This is a genomic window from Aeromonas sp. 25-AL00135, assembly GCF_054052385.1.
Genome location: NZ_JBSTYQ010000002.1, coordinates 94,982 through 112,571, shown reverse-complemented (window position 1 = coordinate 112,571; position 17,590 = coordinate 94,982). Strand labels below are relative to the sequence as shown.

Sequence of the window (17,590 nt, the reverse complement as noted above, 5' to 3'; positions counted from 1 at the left end):
GTTGTTTCTGCTGTTGGCGTAACCAGCTCAGAGGCGGGTCGCCCGGATGGAGACCTGCGGCAGCGCCATCTCGTGCTGGGCCGCCACCAGTTGCAGCTCGTAAGCCCCCGCCAGCCAGGTCTGGGCCAGTACCGCATCCACGCTGGCATTGGTAAGCTCGAACGCCGCCACCGGGGTGCAACCCGCCAGCAGATTGGCCAGCATGGTGGCGCTCAGCAGATCCCCCACCCCGATAGGGTGGCGGGCAAAAGGGTAGAGCGGGCGGGAGAGATGAAAGGTTCCCTCCTCGCACACCAGCAGCATTTCGAAGCTGTCCATGGCAAAACCGGCCTTGCCCAGATGCTTGACCATCACCAGCTTGACCCCTTGCGCGCGCAGCTGCTGGCACGCCTCGATGGCCTCCGGCACATTGCGGATATCGCGGCCGGTGAGCTGTTCCAGCTCCAGCAGATTGGGGGCCAGCATATCGGCGCAGGCCAGTGCCCGGTTTTTCAGAAAATCGGCGACGCCGGGTGCCACTATGCACCCCTTGTCGGGGTGACCCATCACGGGGTCACAAAAATAGAGGGCGGCCGGATTGAGCGCCTTGAGCCGGGCCACCGCCGCCAGGATCTCCTCCCCCTGTTCGGCCGAGCCGAGGTAGCCGCTCAAGATCGCATCGCACTCGGCCAGCACGCCGATCTCCGCCAGGCCGTTTACCAGCTGACGGATATGACCGCCGGGCATCACCATCCCCTGCCAGCCTTCGCGGTATTGGGTGTGGTTGGAGAACTGCACAGTGTTCATCGGCCACACCTCGATCCCGAGGCGACGCATGGGAAAAACGGCGGCGCTGTTGCCGGCACAGCCAAAGACTACGTGGGATTGAATGGAGAGCACTCGCTTCATGATTGGCGACTCACGCAATAAGAACAGGAATTCCGGAGGGAAAAACGGGCCTTGCGGCCCGTTGTTGTCACTTTCGACTGTTGTCACTGTCGATTAACGCAGCACCTTGACGGTGTAGCTGCCATCGGCCTGACGATAGAGGCCGTGGATGTCGGTCTCGAAACCCGGGTAGTGGGCACCGATCTCGCACAGCATCTCGAGGAACTCGAGCACCGGCAGAGAATCCTGGGTCACCATCTCGCCCGGCAGTACCAGCGGAACTCCCGGCGGGTACGGCAGGATCATGTTGGCGCTGATGCGGTCAACCATGTCACGCAGCGGCACTTCCACCACGTTGCCGGCCAGCTCCTGCTGCCATGCGGCGTGCGGAGTCATCTTCATCTCCGGCAGTACGTCGAACGCCTTGAACATCAGCTCCGGCAGACGGTACTTGCTGGTCAGCTCGTGAATGCGCTGCGCCAGCTCCTGGATACGCATCCCTTCGTAGAAGCTCGGGTCTTCACGATAGAGGCTCGGCAGTATGTTCTTGATGGTCAGGTTCAGGTCGTAGCCGCGCTTGAACTCGGTCAGGGCGCGCAGCAGCTGCATCGCCTTGGACTGATCGATACCGATGGAGAAGAGGAACAGCATGTTGTAGGGGCCGGTCTTCTCGACCACGATGCCGCGTTCGTCCAGGAACTTGGAGACCAGAGAGGCAGGGATGCCCTTCTCCAGCAGCTGGCCGTCACGACCCATACCCGGAGTCAGCAGGGTGACCTTGATCGGATCCAGGTACATGTGGTTGTCATCGATGTCCTTGAAACCGTGCCAGTCATCTTTCGGATCCAGCTTCCAGCACTCGACGGTGTCGATGTTGTCCGGCTGCCATACGTCGAAGAACCAGCCTTCGCTCTGATCACGCAGACGCTTGATCTCTTTGCGGAAGGAGATGGCGCGATCGATGGAGTCCTTGATCAGACGCTTGCCGGTGTTGCCACGCATCATGGCAGCAGAGATCTCGGTCGATGCCACGATGCCGTACTGCGGCGAGGTGGAGGTGTGCATCATGAAGGCTTCGTTGAAAGTCTCTTCCTCCACGTCACCCTTGATGTGGATCATCGAGGCCTGGGAGAAGGCCGCCAGCAGCTTGTGGGTGGACTGGGTTTCGTAGAACACCTTGCCCGGCATCGCTTCACCGCTCATGCCGCACTTGCCTTCATAGATCGGGCTGAAGTTGGTGTAAGGCACCCAGGCACTGTCGAAGTGGATGTAAGGAGTATCCAGCGCCTCCTTGATGAAGCCGGTGTTGTAGAGCAGGCCATCATAGGTGGAGTTGGTGACCACGGCGTAACGGGGAGCCTGGGCACCCGGTGTCGCGGCAACCTTGGCAGCGATGGTGTCGCGGCTGAATTCGCTCTGCGGGATACCACCCAGAATGCCGTAGGCGTTGCGGGTCGGACGGAAGTAGATCGGGGTCACGTCGTTCATCATCATCAGGTGAGTGAGCGACTTGTGGCAGTTACGGTCAACCAGCACTGTGCTGCCGGCCGGCGCGGAGTACATGCCGACGATCTTGTTGGCAGTGGAGGTGCCGTTGGTAACGATATAGGAGCGATCGGCGTTGAAGGTACGGGCGATGTACTCTTCGGCTTCCTTGTGCGGACCTGAGTGATCCAGCAGGGAGCCCAGCTCCGGCATGGAGATGGAGACGTCGGCCTTGAACGCGTTCGGGCCATAGAAGTCATAGAAGATGCTGCCGGCCGGGCTCATCTGGAAGGCGGTACCGCCCATGTGACCCGGAGTACAGAAGGTGTATTTACCCTCTTCCACGTACTTGAACAGTGCCTTGGTGAACGGCGGCAGGATGGCGTCCTGATACTCCTGAGTGGCCTGACCCATCTTGAGGGCGATGTCGTCAGCCATGCCGAGACGGTACTCGAAGAAGTGCACGTTCAGACGCAGGTCGGTCAGGTGAATATCCAGAGTGGACTGGTCGTTGGCGAAGGCGAAGATCGGCAGCTTCTCGTTGCGATCGTGGATCTCCTTGCACAGACCCAGAGAGTATTTGTCCCAGTCGAAAATGGCGCCGCAAACGCGGGGGTTCTTCTCGATCAGTTTCAGCAGGTCGGCCACATCGACCGGATAAACAACCTCGAAACCCTTGCGCTCGAGGGAGGCTTGCAGTTGGCGAATGGGTTCTTCTTTAAAGAAAACGCCCAGGTGGTTGAGGATGGCAATGATATTCATCGTAATGCTCCACACGTAAAGGGGCGCTCTCCATCAGGGATGGTGAGTGAAGAGCGCTCGGAAGATAAAAGGGGGAATTAGTTGCTGGGTTGTTCGCTCAGCAGGGCGTCGTGCTGACGCAGACCCAGTTTTTTGGCGTAGAACATCAGGATGATGAGCGACACCACGAAGGTAGCGGTAAGGTTGGAACCCTTGGCACCCATCAGGGCCACCAGACAGAAGACACAGGCCACACCGGAGAAGATCATCGCGCCGATGCTGCGGGAGGTCATGCCCTCGAAGCGGATCAGGTTAATGCTGGAGTAGAAGTAGGGCAGCATGGTCAGCAGCACCGCATCTGTGGTCAGCACGTTGAAGAGATCGGCAGCGTGAGCGGACTGGGAAGTGAAGGCGGTCAGGCCAACCATCAGGGCAGTCATCTTCAGGGAGCCCAGGATCAGACCCTTCTTGGCTACGCCGTTCTTGTCCACTTCACCGTAGATTTTCGGGAAGTTGCCGTCGTTGGCGGCACGCTTGCCCGCCTCGCCCACCAGCATCATCCAGGAGCCCAGCGAGGTGAAGCAGGCCAGAGCGGTGAAGGCAGAGACGAATGGTGCAGACCAGCTACCGAAGATGGCGGAAGAGGCCATGGCAAACGGGGCGCCGGAAGCAGCCACTTCACCGGCCGGGAACATGCCGCTGATCACCTGGGTAGAGAGGATGTAGATAACACCCGCGATACCGGTACCCAGCATGGTAGCGAGCGGTACGGTGCGCTTGGGGTTCTTCACCATGCCGGAAGAGACGGCGGCAGATTCAACACCGACGAAGGACCAGAGGCAGATCAGCACGGCGCTGATGACCGCATGCAGGTCGCTGCCGCTGGTGGTGTTCCAGTTCTGGCTGTAGACGGTGGCATCAAAATGACCCCAGCCCATCACCGCAGTACCGACAACCGGCAGCAGGATCAGCACCAGACCCAGGGTACAGAGTCGGCTCACCCAGCTACCGCCAAGCAGGTTGACGAAGGTGAAGATCCAGACGGCAGCGATGGTGGCTGCGGCGGCCGGAATTGGGCTGTTGAGAATGGGGAAGAAGACCGAGAGGTAGGAGACGCCGGTAATGGCGATGGCCAGGTTACCGATCCAGTTGGCGTGGTAATAGAGCACACCGGTCTGGAAACCGAACACCGGAGAGATCTCGCCAGCGTAAGCAATGGGGCCACCCTCTTGCGGGTTCTTGGTAGCCAGGCGGGCGAAGACGAAGGCGAGGCCCATGGCGCCTACCAGACAGATTGCCCAGCTAAAGACAGAGATGGAGCCGATGGTGGCCAGTGCCGAAGGCAGCAGCGCGATGCCACTCCCCATCATGTTGCCGGCCACCACACCTGTACAGGCGATAAGGCCAATCTTCTTGCTCGTATCTAGGGACATAAGATCTCCGGTTCTATAAAAGGTCGGGTCGTCACATACACATTTGGCGGAACGCCCCGCCAAAGAATGGGCACAGACTAGGCCTCTCATCCCCGGAAAACATAAAGACCAGCTAACGGATAAAAATATGAGGCAACTTTTTTCGCCGCCTCGTCACTTTTGATAAAAACCATTTAAAAACAGTACATTGACATCACATCACACAGCCGTCTTGATAAAACCTTGATATCCTTCTGCCCCATTTTTGCCCCTTGATAACCCCCTTATCTCGCCGTCTTGATATTTTTGGCCATATAAACCCGGGATAAAGCAGCTCCCAATGCGCCCACTCCCCTTGTAACCATTTGAACGCCCTGCTGACCATCACCCTGAAGGCCACTCACCTCCTGTTCGGCCCTCCGCTCGGCTCATCACAATCCAGTCTCAGAGGTAAAGCACAACGGCGATAACCGGTAAGCAATGAGAAATGGGTCGAGACAGACAGCTTATCCCGCCGCCAACCATGAGCAGATGTCACAAGCTACTCACGCGGCACAAAGCCGAACAAACGCGAGTGCCGCGAATGCCGCGGGCAAGACAAAGGCAAGTGGGGATAGTGGGGGATAAACCGGGCCGCACCCGAGCGACTATCCCCGGTGGCAAACAAGCAGGATTGAAACAAGCAGAAACCACACAGGCCGCCCGAAGGCAGCCTGTGGATGGGGTCGGCAACCGCACCGACCGGGGGAAAACCAACACTACGGAGTTAGAAGAGCTTCACTTTGCTCTGGCCCAGCGCATTGAACAGAGCCGGTGTGAGGCTCTCCATATTGCTGTAGAAACCGAGCTGCTGGCAGAGCAGATAGGTCTGCTCGGTCGCCTCCATCAGGAAGGCCTGACTGTAGGCATCCCCCGCCGCCTCGGGGCGACCGTCCAGCTCCGCCAGCTTGCCCTGCAGTATGTAATAGAGCACCGAGCGGCCGCGACTCGCCGCCTTCTCCAGCAGATAGTTGGCCTGCTGTTGCTGGCCGTTGAGGATCGCCTGCAGGGTCAACGCCTCCCACACCCGAGCAGGGAGAGCACCGCTGTTTTGCACCACGCTGGCGAGATGAGTGCCAATCCCCTGCAGCCGCTCGCTCTCGGATTTGCCCGCCAGGGTGGCCAGCGCCTCGCCCGCCAGATAGCGCTCCGCCAACAGCAACGGCTGATCCGGATGGGCAATCAGCGCCTGCTCCAGCAGATCGATACCCCGTTTCAGAGCGACCGGATCCCGGCTGTTGATGTAGTACTGCGCCTCCATCATCGCCATCAGGGAGGCATCATCGGTCGGCCAGCCCATCCCCGGCTCGGCATCGGGTTGGTCGAGGGCGCGCAACAGATCCTGGCTGCTGGCCTGCAACACGCCGTGCACACTGTGGCGACTGAGCTGGTACTGATGGCTGAACAGCACCCGGTTGGTGTTGATATTGCGATACTCCAGATCGAGATAGGTGCCACGGGGCTGGCGGGTGACCCGCACACTCAGCTCCTTGCCGGGCATGATGCCCCCCATCAGAGTGGTGGCGCCGTACTGCACCCGCAGCGGCGTAGCCACCGCCACCTCCCCCATCAGGGCGCGGGTAATGCCATCGGCGAGGCGAACGTTCTCGTTGTTGTCATCCATACCGGAGTGGAAGCGGAACACCAGCAGGTTGGGATCCAGCATGGCATGCACCTGGGGGCTGGTGTGCTGGTAGCTGAGCATGCTGACAATGGCGATCAGCACGATGGCAACGAAGATATCGAAACTCACCATCTTCCAGCGGCTGCGAGCATCCTTGGCATGGGTGGAGATGGCGCGGGTCAGGGGCCCGGCGGGAAAAGGGGCGACATTGGGCTGTGCATCATCATCCTGCTCAGCCGCGGGCGGGCTCAGATCGGAGAGCGTCGGGTTGTCGGAGAGAGCGGTATTGACCGCGGGCACGGGTTGCTCGTCCGCCATCACCACGGAAACCACCTGCAGCGGCCGCACCGGTGCCACCAGCTTGTAGCCGCGCTTGGGTACGGTGACGATATAGTCGGTCGCATCGGTGCGACCATCTTTGAGGATCTTGCGCAGTTCGAAGATGGACTGGGTCACAACCTGATCGGTCACCTCGGCGCCATCCCACACCTCGTTGATCAGGGCATCGCGGCCAAACACGGTGCCGGCATTATGGGCCAGAAACCGCAACAGGTTGACCAGTCTGGGTTCGAGGTAGACCTCGCGGTCGGGGCGACACAGCATGTTGTCGTCAACGCTCAGGGTCCAGTCGTGGATCTCAAAAACCGATTCGCTCATGATTCACTCGCTGCAGATGGTGACACACGATGAGAGAGACGCAAAACCCGGGCTGACTGAACGGAACAAGGCGCTATCACCACAGGTGACAGATAAAAAGAGAACCGAAGCAATCACATCTCTGAGAGTCAGTCTGGCCAGGCCATCCTGTTTACGTCTGAAGGGCATCCTTGCGGGCATTCCGACCACCGGGATCGGGAGGGATCACTTTAAGCAAAACGGGAGCTGGATCCCACTTTTTTTGGCTATAAATCGCCGTTGAGTTGATCCGACACCGCACTTTTCGGCAAATAACGTGCCAACTAGTATTCATATGAACATCCCATATGCCGGAATCAAAAAGCCCTGAACATCAGGGCTTTCTCATTTCTTCGAACATCGGGGAGACGTTACTTCGCTACCGGAAGCGCATCCTGCTGACGACTGCGGCGCAGATAACGCCGCCACAACGAGAAGCCGCCGTAGCCAAGACTGAGCACCACCGCATAGAGCACCTGAGTGGCGAGCGCCACCAGCACCAGAGCACAGAGCAGCACGCTTATCCCCGCCAGCCCCTTGCCCACCCCGCCGAGCAGGCGCCAGCCCGCCGCCATGCAGAGCAGGTAGACCAGCACGAAGTTGCCGTTGGCGTAGCGGATCAGCTCATCGAGCGGCAGTCGCAGCCAGATGATGAGGGTAATGCAGAGCAGACAGATGGCGAGCACCAGAGTGAGCGCCCGCAGCGGCGCGCCGCGCGCGGTGAGCACGGCCAGCGAGGGGGGCAACTTGCCTTCCCGTGCCATGCTCCAGATCAGCCGGGCAAAGCCCTGAATGTAGATGTTGATGCTGGCAAAACAGGAGAGGTAGCCGAGCACCGCCACCAGCCACTTGGCGGTGGGGCCGAACAGCAGCGCCAGCAGGGAGGGGATGGCGGTGGCGTTTTTCGCCTCATCGCCGTAGAGGCCATATTTGAGCACCACCAGCGAGTGCACCCAGTAGATAAGTCCCGCCAGCAGCACCCCGCCGAGCAGGGCGATGGGGTAGTCCCGCTCCGGTCGCTTGAACTCCTCCCCCATGTGGGCGAAGGCTTCCAGCCCGACGAAACACCAGAACATCACCGCCAGCGCGGTGGCCATAGGGGGCCACTCGTCCGCGCTCGGCAGCGGCCGGGCCGCATCGCGCCAGCTCACCTCCCCCTTGAACCAGATAAGCAGGGTGAGCCCCAAAATGGCGAGCGCAATCAGCAGTTGCAGATTGCCGGAGGAGCGCGCCCCGCGCAGCCCCAGCAGGAATACCCCGAGCAGGGTGAGCAGCTGGATGGCCCAGAGGGTCCACTCCCCCATCTCGAACAGGGCATGCCAGAAGCCGGCGGCAATCATCAGGGCGGCAGGCAGGCCCACCGGCAGCACCGCCAGAAACAGGAAGGCGGAGAAGCGCTCGGCGCCATTGCCAAAAGCGAGGCCGATAAGGTGCGGCGCGCCGCCCGCATGGGGATAGCGACGGCCGAGGCGAGCGAAGGTAAAGGCGATGGGCAGCACCAGCGCAATCAGCAGCAACCAGGCCCAGAGCGAGGCCCCCCCCGCCAGCGAGGCGGCAGTCGCCGGTACCACGAAGATCCCGGTGCCGAGCAGCGAGGTGGCGAGCAGCCCCATCCCCTGCCAGAGCCCGAGATCCTTTTTCAACCCAGACATATCCTTTTGTCCTGACTAAAAAAACATCCCGCCATGTTAGGCCTGCCCCGCCCCTTTGTTAAGCACGATGGTTAAGCGTGGGGGCGAAAATATGCAGCCTTTTATTCAGGCTCGGGCCCAGCTTGCAGGGATTCGGCCAGAAAATCCCCCAGCAGGGTGATCTTGAGCACCTGCCGCCGCGCCGCCGGATAGATGAAGTAGAGGGTCTTGGCAGGGCTCTGATAGCGGCCAAGCAGCGGCAGCAAACGCCCCGAAGCGATATGCTCACGCACCTGTTCGGCTGGCTGCAAGGTGATGCCAGCCCCCGAGAGCGCAGCCGTCAACAAAGCAGGCCAGTGATTGATGCGCAGGCGCGAGGCGACCCGTACCTCCTCGCTCTGGCCATCCTCACCAACAAATTGCCAGCGCTCGTGCTCGCCCCAGTTGCCATGCAGACACTGGTGGCGGGCAAGATCGGCCGGATGACGGGGCACGCCGTGGCGATTGAGGTAGTCGGGGGCCGCGCAGAGCCGGTAGTGCTGGGTCAGCAGCGGACGGGCAATCAGCGCCTCATCCTGCGGGCGCAGGGTGCGGATGGCGCCATCGAACCCCTCCTCCACCAGATCGACCCAGCGGGGGGTGAGCTGCAGATCCAGATCCAGCTTGGGATAACGGTCGAGAAAAGCGGGCAGCAGCGGCACCAGCCGGTGGTGGCCAAAGCTGAGGGGAGCGGCGATGCGCAGCCGTCCGGCCGGCTCGGCCAGCAGGTTCTGGGTGAGCGACTCGGTCAGTGCCAGCTCCTCCAGCACCCGCTGGCAGCGAGCCAAAAACAGCTGGCCCAGCTCGGTGAGAGTCTGCTGGCGGGTGGTCTTGTGAAACAGCTTGCCCCCCAGCCACTGCTCCAGCCCCAGCACATGCTTGCCCACCATCTGGGCGCTGATCCCCTCTTCGCTCGCCACCGCGCTGTAGGAGCCGAGATCCACCACCCGGGTGAAGATACGCATGCAGGTCAATCGGTCCACAACCGCTCCTTTGTTCGTTCCTGAGTAACACGACCCGCTTACCGAGCCCTGATTCACAACCAAAAGTTTAGTAAGAAATGGATTTTAGCCAATTTATTCAACTTTTAGTTACCAATACAGTGATGCCGTCCCTTCCCCACAGGATAAATTCCCATGAAAAGCACCTATCTGGCCGCATTACTGGTCGGTCTGCTGGCTACCGGTGTCAGTCAGGCCGCCGAGAGCAGCTTTATCAGCAACCACGATCAAGCCCCTGCCTCAGCAACTCAAGCCCGGCACGATATCTTTCGGGTCAGCCTGCTCGGCACCGGCACTCCGGTGCCCCAAATCAGTCGGGGCGGTTACAGCACTCTGGTCGAGGCGGGCAACCAGAAGCTGGTGTTCGATTTTGGCCGCAACTCCGCCACTCGCCTGTGGCAGCTGCATATCCCCATCGGCCGGGTCAACGCCTTCTTCCTCACCCACTTTCACTCCGACCACACCAACGGGCTGGCGGATCTCTGGCTGACCGGCTGGCTGCAACCGGCCTATGGCCAGCGCCACGCGCCGATGGAACTCTACGGCCCCAAAGGCACCACCGCCCTCGCCCGTGGCTTGCAGCAGGCCTACGCCACCGACATCGCCACCCGGGTCAAGGATGAGGGAACGCCGCTGGACGGGGTGGAGATCAACAGCCACGAGGTCACCGCCGGGGTGGTCTACAACCATGACGGGGTCAAGGTAACCGCCTTTGACAACGACCACGGAGTCAACATCAAGCCGTCATTCGGCTATCGCATCGACTATCACGGCCACAGCGTGGTGCTCTCCGGCGATACCCGCTACAGCCCCGAAGTGGTGAAGCAGGCCAAAGGGGCCGATCTGCTGGTGCACTGCGTCTCCATGACCTCTGCCGAGCAGATGAAGACCAACCCCGGCTACAAGGCGATCGCCGGTCACCTCGCCTCCCCCGAGCAGGCGGCCCGGGTAATGAACGAAGCCAAACCGGCGCTGACCGTGTTCAGCCATATCGGCCTCAACGGCAAGATCAGGGTCAAAGATCTGGCGCAGGATCTGCGCGCCCGCTACTCGGGCCCCTTTGTCATCAGCAACGACCTGATGCAGATTGATCTGCCCACCACGGCCTCCGGCAAGGGCTATGCCCTCTGGCAGTCGGAGAATATCGACAACAAATAGCTGGCACGGATGCCAGTCAGCCATGGCCGGCATCCGCAATCGACACCGGGGGCTATCTTTAAGGGGTGTTTGACCACAAGGAGTTATCTCTATGAGCCTGAAATGGAAGCACCTCGCCCTAGCCACTCTTCCCTTGTTCGGCATGTCGGTCGCTCAGGCGGCGGTGTTGACCAGCCTTGAATGGCCCCCTTACACCAGCGCCAGCCTCCCTGAACAGGGCAAGAGCAGTCAGGTGGTGACCGCAGCCTTTGCCCTGGCTGGCGACCCGCTGACTATCAAGTTCTATCCCTGGCAACGGGCCGTGGACGAGGCAACCAACAACCCAGAGGTACTGGGTTATTTCCCCGAGTATCTCGACCCCAAGAGCAGCTGCCTCTTCTCTGACCCCATAGGTAACGGCCCTCTCGGCTTTGCCCAGCGGGTCGATCAGCCGGTGAGCTGGCAGAGTCTGGACGACCTGAAGGGCAAGAAAATTGGTGTCGTCACCGGCTATGTGAATACCACCGAGTTCGACGAAAAAGTGGCCAGCAAGGCACTCTCGGCCGATGCCACCAGCTCGGACAGCCAGAACCTGCTCAAGCTCGGCAACGGTCGGCTCGATCTGGCGGTCATCGACCAGAATGTGATGACCTATCTGCTGGAAAGCGATCCCCAGCTCAAGGACGTCGCCGCCAACCTCGGCTTCAACGGCAAGATCCTCGAGGACAAGTCCCTTCACGTCTGCTTTACCAACTCCGCCAAGGGGAAAGAGGCACGGGACAAATTCAACAAGGCGCTGGCCAGTGACGAGGTGAAGAAACTGATGAAGTAGCGATACCGCATCCGCTCAGCGCCCCAAACAGCCATAAAAAAAGCCGCCTCTTGCGAGGCGGCTTCTTCATTCAACTTGATAACCGGCGTTATCAGGCAATCAGCTTGTAGATGATACCGGACATGGCGATCAGGCCGATGATGGTCACGAAGCCGTTGCTGATGTTGCCAGCGTATTTGCGCATGGCCGGAACCTTGGTGATGGCGTACATCGGCATCAGGAACAGCAGCATTGCGATGATCGGGCCGCCCAGGTCTTCAATCATGCCGAGGATGCTCGGGTTGATGGTGGCGATGGCCCAGGTGGTCAGGATCATGAACACGGCAGTGACTTTGTTCAGCTGCTTGGTGTCAACGTTCTTGCCCTTCTCGCGCAGCGCCTTGGCCATCAGGCCGTTCATGCCCTCTTGCGCACCCAGGTAGTGACCCAGGAAGGATTTGCTGATGGCAACCATGGCGATCAGCGGAGCCACAGTACCGATAACCGGGTTATCGAAGTGGTTGGCCAGGTAGGACAGGATGGAGATGTTCTGTTCTTTGGCAGCAGCCAGGTCAGCCGGGGAGAGGCTCAGTACGCAGCTGAATACGAAGAACATAACGGTCATCACCATCATGACGTGGGCGCCCAGCAAGATGTTGCTGCACTTCTTCTCGGCACCTTCACCGTAACGACCTTTGTTGTCCACCGCGAAGGAGGAGATGATCGGGGAGTGGTTGAAGGAGAACACCATTACCGGGATAGCCAGCCACAGGGTCTTGATGAAGTCACCGTTGAAGGCGTCGGACAGGGCCGGAGCTTCAGTGATGATGGCACCGTTCCAGTGCGGGATCAGGTAGAACGCCAGACCCATCAGGGTGAGCACGAACGGGAATACCAGCACGCTCATCGCTTTGACGATAACCTGGCCGCCCAGACGAACAACCGCCATCAGACCGAGGATCAGGGCCAGTGACAGAACGGCACGGGGAGGTGCAGACATGCCCAGCTGGTGAACAATCACGCTCTCGACGGTGTTGGTGATGGCGACTGAATACATCAGCACGATCGGGTAGATGGCAAAGAAGTAGAGCAGGGTGATGAATTTGCCTGCGGTCTTGCCGAAGTGCTCTTCTACTACTTCAGTGATGTCGCCATCACGGGTAGAGCCGGACAGCACGAAGCGGGTCAGACCACGGTGAGCAAAGAAAGTCAGCGGCAGCGCCAGAATCAACATGGCAACCAGCGGCCACAGGCCACCTACACCGGCGTTGATTGGCAGGAAGAGCACACCGGCACCGATCGCGGTACCGTACAGACCCAGCATCCAGACCACATCGGCCTTGTTGACGCCGCGGGAGGTGTTGCTGGCTAAACGACCATCAGCTGCAATATTCATGTCAGACATACGTTGTTCCTGTCATCTAGGAAAATGGGATTCTTGTTTGGTCGGGCCTTGGCCCGGTTCCATCTCCCTGGAACGCCTGCTGTCCGTCCTTGATATTAACCTCTCGCCCCCCGGCAACCTGGCCATCACTCCTTGTGACAACAGGATTGCAACAAACAACAGTGCGAGATTTTGACCCTGAGGGTCGGCGCCCGTCTCACTTAACAACTGATTAACGTGCGCCACTCTTGATGGGCTGACTTTAATTAAATGCCCTTATTAATCACAGCGTTTTTTTGAATTAATCAACCAAAGTTTGATTTTGGTCGCCTTTCGGACGACCAAGATCACACTCAAAGCGCCTTATTGTGAGTTTTTTTTAACAATTCAACTTAGTTTCACTGGAATCAATGGCCTGCGAGCAGCTACATATTCGCAACAAGCCACCCGTTTAGCGCGGATTGTGTGCAGCACGGCCTTGGCGTACCCTTGTGACTCACGCCTTTTTGTTGATTGATGATGACCATTACCCGTACCGATCTCGCCGAACTGGCGGTATTTGCCGCCGTCGCCCGTCACCGCAGTTTCAGCAAGGCCGCCCTCGAACTCGGGGTCTCCGCCTCCGCCCTCAGCCACAGCCTGAAGGGGTTGGAAGCAAGGCTGGGGGTGCGGCTGCTCAACCGCAGTACCCGCGCCGTGGTGCCGACCGAAGCGGGCCAGCGGCTGCTCAAGCAGCTGCTCCCCACCCTCAATACCCTGGAAGAGGCGCTTTGCGAGCTGGCCCGCAACAGCGATGAACCGGTGGGTCGACTCAAACTCTGCGCCCCCCGCGGCGCCATCGACAGCCTGCTGGCACCTGTACTCATCGACTATCTGGCCCGCTATCCGCGGATGCAGGTGGAGGTAGTGGAGCAGGAGCTGATGCCCCGGCTGATTGAAGATGGTTACGATGCCGCGCTCTTTTATGGCGATCTGCTGCCCAAGGAGATGATCGGCATCCCCCTCGGCCCGCCCCAGCGCTATCTGGTGGTGGGCTCCCCGGCCTATCTGGCGGAGCACGGTACGCCGGAGCACCCGAGCGAGCTGAGCCGCCACGCCTGCATCGGCTATCGCCTCACCCCGCACCATCACTATCGCTGGGCCTTTGCCGCCGATGGCACCATGCTGGAGATTGAAGTGACCGGGCCGCTCACTACCAGCACCCCGGCCCTCTATCTGGGCGCCGCCGAGGCGGGGCTGGGGCTCGCCTACTGTCTGGAAGAGGAGGTGAGCCAGAAGGTCGCGGAGGGGAAACTGCTCACCGTGCTGGAGCCTTGGTGTCCCACCTTTGCCGGCTTCTACCTCTTCTATCCCAGTCGGCATCAGCTGGGCAGCGGGCTGCGCATCCTGATCGACATGCTCAAGGCGCACTACCAAAATCCCGGATTAGTGAGTAATACTCAGCAATTCATCAAGTGAAACCCTGATTATCACCAAATAAGTATTAATCTAGACTAGCTGTTCGATAATCGAACTCCCCGAGAGAACAGATATGTCTGCCTATTTAACACTGCGGCAACGGGCCATGACCCGTCGCTTCTGGGCTTACGCCCTCCCCTCCATTCTTGCCATGCTGGTCTCGGGGGCCTACTACCTCATCGACGGCATCTTCGTCGGCCACTATGTCGGTGCCGCTGGCCTCGCCGGGATCAACCTGGTCTATCCGGTCATCATGGTGCTGATTGGTCTGGCCGCCATGATCAGCATGGGGGCAGCCACCGCCATCTCCTTCCAGCAGGGGGCGAAAAACGACACGCTAGCCCGTCAGGCGCTGGTCAACGCCCTCTGGCTGCTGGCCGGACTCGGGGGCGTTGCGCCGGTGCTGCTCTACTACACCCACACCGATATCCTGCTGGGGCTGGGGATTGAACAGGGCACCGAGACCTGGAAACAGGCGAGTGACTACCTCACCTGGATTGGCGGCGGTACCCTGCTGCTGGCCAGCAATCTGGCAGTGCCCTATCTGCTGCGCAACGATGGCCGCCCGAAGCTGGCCATGGTGCTGGTGAGCAGCGGCGCCGTGCTCAATATCATCCTCAACTACATCATGGTGGGTCGGCTGGGGCTGGGATTGATCGGTACCGCGCAAGCCACCCTGATGGCAGAGGGTGCGGTGAGCCTGATCGGTCTTGGCTACTTCTTTACCCCCTGGGCACGGCTTCGCCTCAGCTGGCGGGATCTGGTGCCCAACCTCCCCGCCATGCCGCACCTGCTCTTTACCGGCCTGCCGAGCCTGATTGCCCAGTTCAACCTCGGCCTGCTGCTGATGCTGCACAACAGCCAGCTGATGGTGTATGGCAATGTGAAGGATCTGGCGGGCTTTACCGTGGCCGGTTACACCGAAGCGGTCTTTATCGTCATCCTGCAGGGGCTGGCGTTCGGCATTCAGCCGCTCATCAGCAAGGCGGCGGGGGCCAAACGCCACCGCAACCTCAAGTACCTGATGGAGATGGGGCTCAAGTTCACCTTTATCTACGGCATGCTGGTGTGGCTCACCATCCAGCTGCTACCGGGACAGGTCGCCATGCTCTATACCGGCGACAAGGATCCCGAACTGCTGGCCGCTGCCATCAGCAGCCTGACCCTCAACCTCGGCGCCATTCCGCTGGAGGGGATCATCATGTTCGGCATAGTGCTGCTGCAATCCATGGCGCGTACCCGTCAGGCGCTGGTCATCTCCATCGCCAAAACCGTGTTGCTGCTGCCGCTCATCTTCCTGCTGCCGCAACTGTGGGGCCGTGATGGGGTGCTGATGGCCCAGCCCGCGACCGTGCTGCTGCTCACCCTGCCGCTCTGCTGGCTGCTGTGGCGCGAGTGGCTGCGCCTGAAGATGGCCTGCGCACCAAAAAACAAGCGTCGCCCACAACCGGCCCGCGCACGCGCCGCCGTCCAGCTGGCCCGTTAAGGCCTCCCATCCCGCGTAGCAATAAAAAACCGGCATCCATTGATGCCGGTTTTTGCTATATGGGCGGGTCTGCTTGCGCTGACACAACAAGCCAGGCCAGCACTGCTGCCCACACTTATGCCAATACTTCTGGCCTGAGCTGGGCCATCAGCCCCGGGTTGTCGGAGTAATCCACCGGGATCGCCACCACAGCGGGCCCCTCCACCGCCAGCGCGGCACGCAGGGTTGCGCGCAGCTCGTCGGCCGAGCGCACCGCAAACCCGGCCGCCCCGAACGATTCGGCATAGCGTTTGAAGTCGATGGGACCAAAAGAGACTCCAGAGGTGCGGCAATACTTCTGCTGCTCCTGCATCGCGACCATGTTGTAGCCGTTATCGACCCAGATGATGTGAACGATATTGCTCTTGAGCCGCACCGCCGTCTCCAGCTCCATGCTCGACTGCATAAAGCTGCCATCCCCCGATACCGAGATCACCTTCTCCCCCGGCCGCACCAGCGCCGCGCCGATGGCCCACGGCAGTGCCACCCCCATGGTCTGTTGACCATTGGATATCAACACCTGACGGGCACGGAAGCTGTAGAGGTAGCGGGCAATCCAGATATGGAAGCTGCCCATGTCGACGCAGAGGGTCATGTCATCGCGCACCAGATCCTGCAGCTCTCGCACGATACGCAAGGGGTGAACCGGATTGCCGTGCAGATCATCGGCCCGCATCGCCAGTCGCAGCCGCTGCTGGCGTACCCCTTGCAGCAGCCGATCCACCTCGGGGGGACGGATTTTCGGATTGCCCATGATGCGGGTCAGCTGCAACAGGTTGGCGCGGATCGACCCCACCAGCTCGGCGGTCGGGCAGTAGCTGCTGTCGATATCGGCAGGTAGCACGTCGATATGGAGGATGCGCCGCTCCCGATCGCCATTCCACAGCACGGGGTCGTACTCGATGGGGCTGTAGCCGATGCAGATCACCAGATCGGCCCCTGCCAGCAGCTGATCCCCCGGCTGGTTGTTGAAGAGCCCGACCCGTCCGGCAAAGTCATCGAAGTGGCAGCTGTCCACCACCCCGGCAGCCTGATAGGTACCGGTCACCGGCAGCCGCGCCTTGTCGAGGAAGGCGCGCACTGCCTCGGCATTTTCCGGCCGGCTCGCCATCAGGCCGAGCAGCACCACCGGATTCTGGGCGTTGCGCAGCAGGGTCAATGCCTGCTCCATATTCTGCTCATCGGCGCAGCCCGGCTCCGGCACCTCGCGGGGCACCAGCACATTGCCCTGCACCGGCTTGTTGATGATGTCCATCGGCAGGCTGACAAACGCCGCCCCCGGCCGTCCCAGCTCGGCGGCGCGAAAGGCGTTGGCCATCACTTCCGAAATCGCCGCCCCGCTGTTGACCTGGGCGCTGAACTTGGTGACCGGACGGCAGAGGTTGACCGTATCCATGCTCTGATGAGTGAGTTTGAGGCCATCGGCACGGCGCACCGCACCGCCCAGCGCCACCATAGGGTCCCCCTCCGAGGTGGCCGTCGCCAGCCCGGTAATGAGGTTGGAGCAGCCGGGGCCCGAGGTGACCAGCGCCACCCCGGCCTTGCCGGTGAGACGCCCCACGGCGGCCGCCATAAAGGCGGCGTTCGCCTCGTGGCGCACCACTATGGTCTCGATGGGGGAATCCTCCAGCGCATCGAATACCCGGTCAATCTTGGCGCCAGGAATGCCAAACACCTGCTTGACCCCCTGCGCCTCCAGATGACGAACCACCAGCTCGGCACCGCACTTCCACTGTCTGTTTTCCACGTTATTGCTCCTTG

The 17,590-nt window shown here is 60.6% G+C and carries 12 protein-coding genes; 4 read left to right on the top strand and 8 right to left on the bottom strand.

Going from position 1 to position 17,590, the window contains the following annotated elements; translation table 11 throughout:
- Positions 1-27 precede the first annotated feature (27 nt).
- The 6 genes from pdxY to ACW5XC_RS02025 all read right to left on the bottom strand — a co-directional run bounded on the left by pdxY (position 28) and on the right by ACW5XC_RS02025 (position 9,496).
- Positions 28-888 (bottom strand): pyridoxal kinase PdxY, encoded by an 861-nt coding sequence (pdxY, locus tag ACW5XC_RS02050; RefSeq protein WP_042055204.1) that lies wholly within the window; start codon positions 886-888, stop codon positions 28-30.
- A gap of 93 nt (positions 889-981) precedes the next feature.
- Complete coding sequence (locus ACW5XC_RS02045) at positions 982-3,114, bottom strand: lysine decarboxylase CadA (protein ID WP_042055201.1); 2,133 nt, start codon at positions 3,112-3,114, stop codon at positions 982-984.
- 77 nt (positions 3,115-3,191) lie between these two features.
- Entirely contained in the window at positions 3,192-4,526 is a 1,335-nt protein-coding gene (gene cadB, locus ACW5XC_RS02040; protein WP_042055198.1) for a cadaverine/lysine antiporter, read from the bottom strand.
- 745 nt (positions 4,527-5,271) lie between these two features.
- Positions 5,272-6,825: a lysine decarboxylation/transport transcriptional activator CadC gene (cadC, locus tag ACW5XC_RS02035; RefSeq protein WP_042055196.1), complete on the bottom strand. Its 1,554-nt coding sequence runs from the start codon at positions 6,823-6,825 to the stop codon at positions 5,272-5,274.
- Between the two features lie 389 nt (positions 6,826-7,214).
- A complete protein-coding gene (gene yjeH, locus ACW5XC_RS02030; protein ID WP_042055194.1) occupies positions 7,215-8,495 on the bottom strand; it encodes an L-methionine/branched-chain amino acid transporter in 1,281 nt (426 codons plus the stop codon).
- A gap of 101 nt (positions 8,496-8,596) precedes the next feature.
- Positions 8,597-9,496 (bottom strand): LysR family transcriptional regulator, encoded by a 900-nt coding sequence (locus ACW5XC_RS02025; RefSeq protein ID WP_042055193.1) that lies wholly within the window; start codon positions 9,494-9,496, stop codon positions 8,597-8,599.
- Positions 9,497-9,649: 153 nt separating this feature from the next.
- Here ACW5XC_RS02025 and ACW5XC_RS02020 point away from each other — a divergent pair, with 153 nt between their 5' ends.
- Together ACW5XC_RS02020 and ACW5XC_RS02015 are read left to right on the top strand one after the other, a co-directional pair.
- Positions 9,650-10,672, top strand: a complete 1,023-nt coding sequence (locus ACW5XC_RS02020; protein ID WP_042055192.1) for an MBL fold metallo-hydrolase — start codon at positions 9,650-9,652, stop codon at positions 10,670-10,672.
- Positions 10,673-10,763: 91 nt separating this feature from the next.
- The gene (locus ACW5XC_RS02015; RefSeq protein ID WP_042055190.1) at positions 10,764-11,483 is read left to right on the top strand and encodes a substrate-binding periplasmic protein; all 720 of its coding nucleotides are present in this window, start codon (positions 10,764-10,766) and stop codon (positions 11,481-11,483) included.
- A gap of 91 nt (positions 11,484-11,574) precedes the next feature.
- Here the strand turns inward: ACW5XC_RS02015 and ACW5XC_RS02010 are convergent, their stop codons facing one another.
- Positions 11,575-12,867: an HAAAP family serine/threonine permease gene (locus tag ACW5XC_RS02010; protein WP_005338498.1), complete on the bottom strand. Its 1,293-nt coding sequence runs from the start codon at positions 12,865-12,867 to the stop codon at positions 11,575-11,577.
- Between the two features lie 498 nt (positions 12,868-13,365).
- On the opposite strand from ACW5XC_RS02010, the gene ACW5XC_RS02005 reads away from it, so the two are divergent.
- The gene (locus tag ACW5XC_RS02005) at positions 13,366-14,304 is read left to right on the top strand and encodes a LysR family transcriptional regulator (RefSeq protein ID WP_042055187.1); all 939 of its coding nucleotides are present in this window, start codon (positions 13,366-13,368) and stop codon (positions 14,302-14,304) included.
- Between the two features lie 73 nt (positions 14,305-14,377).
- A complete protein-coding gene (locus tag ACW5XC_RS02000) occupies positions 14,378-15,790 on the top strand; it encodes an MATE family efflux transporter (protein ID WP_042055186.1) in 1,413 nt (470 codons plus the stop codon).
- A 115-nt stretch (positions 15,791-15,905) separates the two neighbouring features.
- On the opposite strand, the gene alsS is transcribed toward ACW5XC_RS02000, so the two are convergent.
- A complete protein-coding gene (alsS, locus tag ACW5XC_RS01995; RefSeq protein WP_005338504.1) occupies positions 15,906-17,576 on the bottom strand; it encodes an acetolactate synthase AlsS in 1,671 nt (556 codons plus the stop codon).
- Between the last annotated feature and the right edge of the window lie 14 nt (positions 17,577-17,590).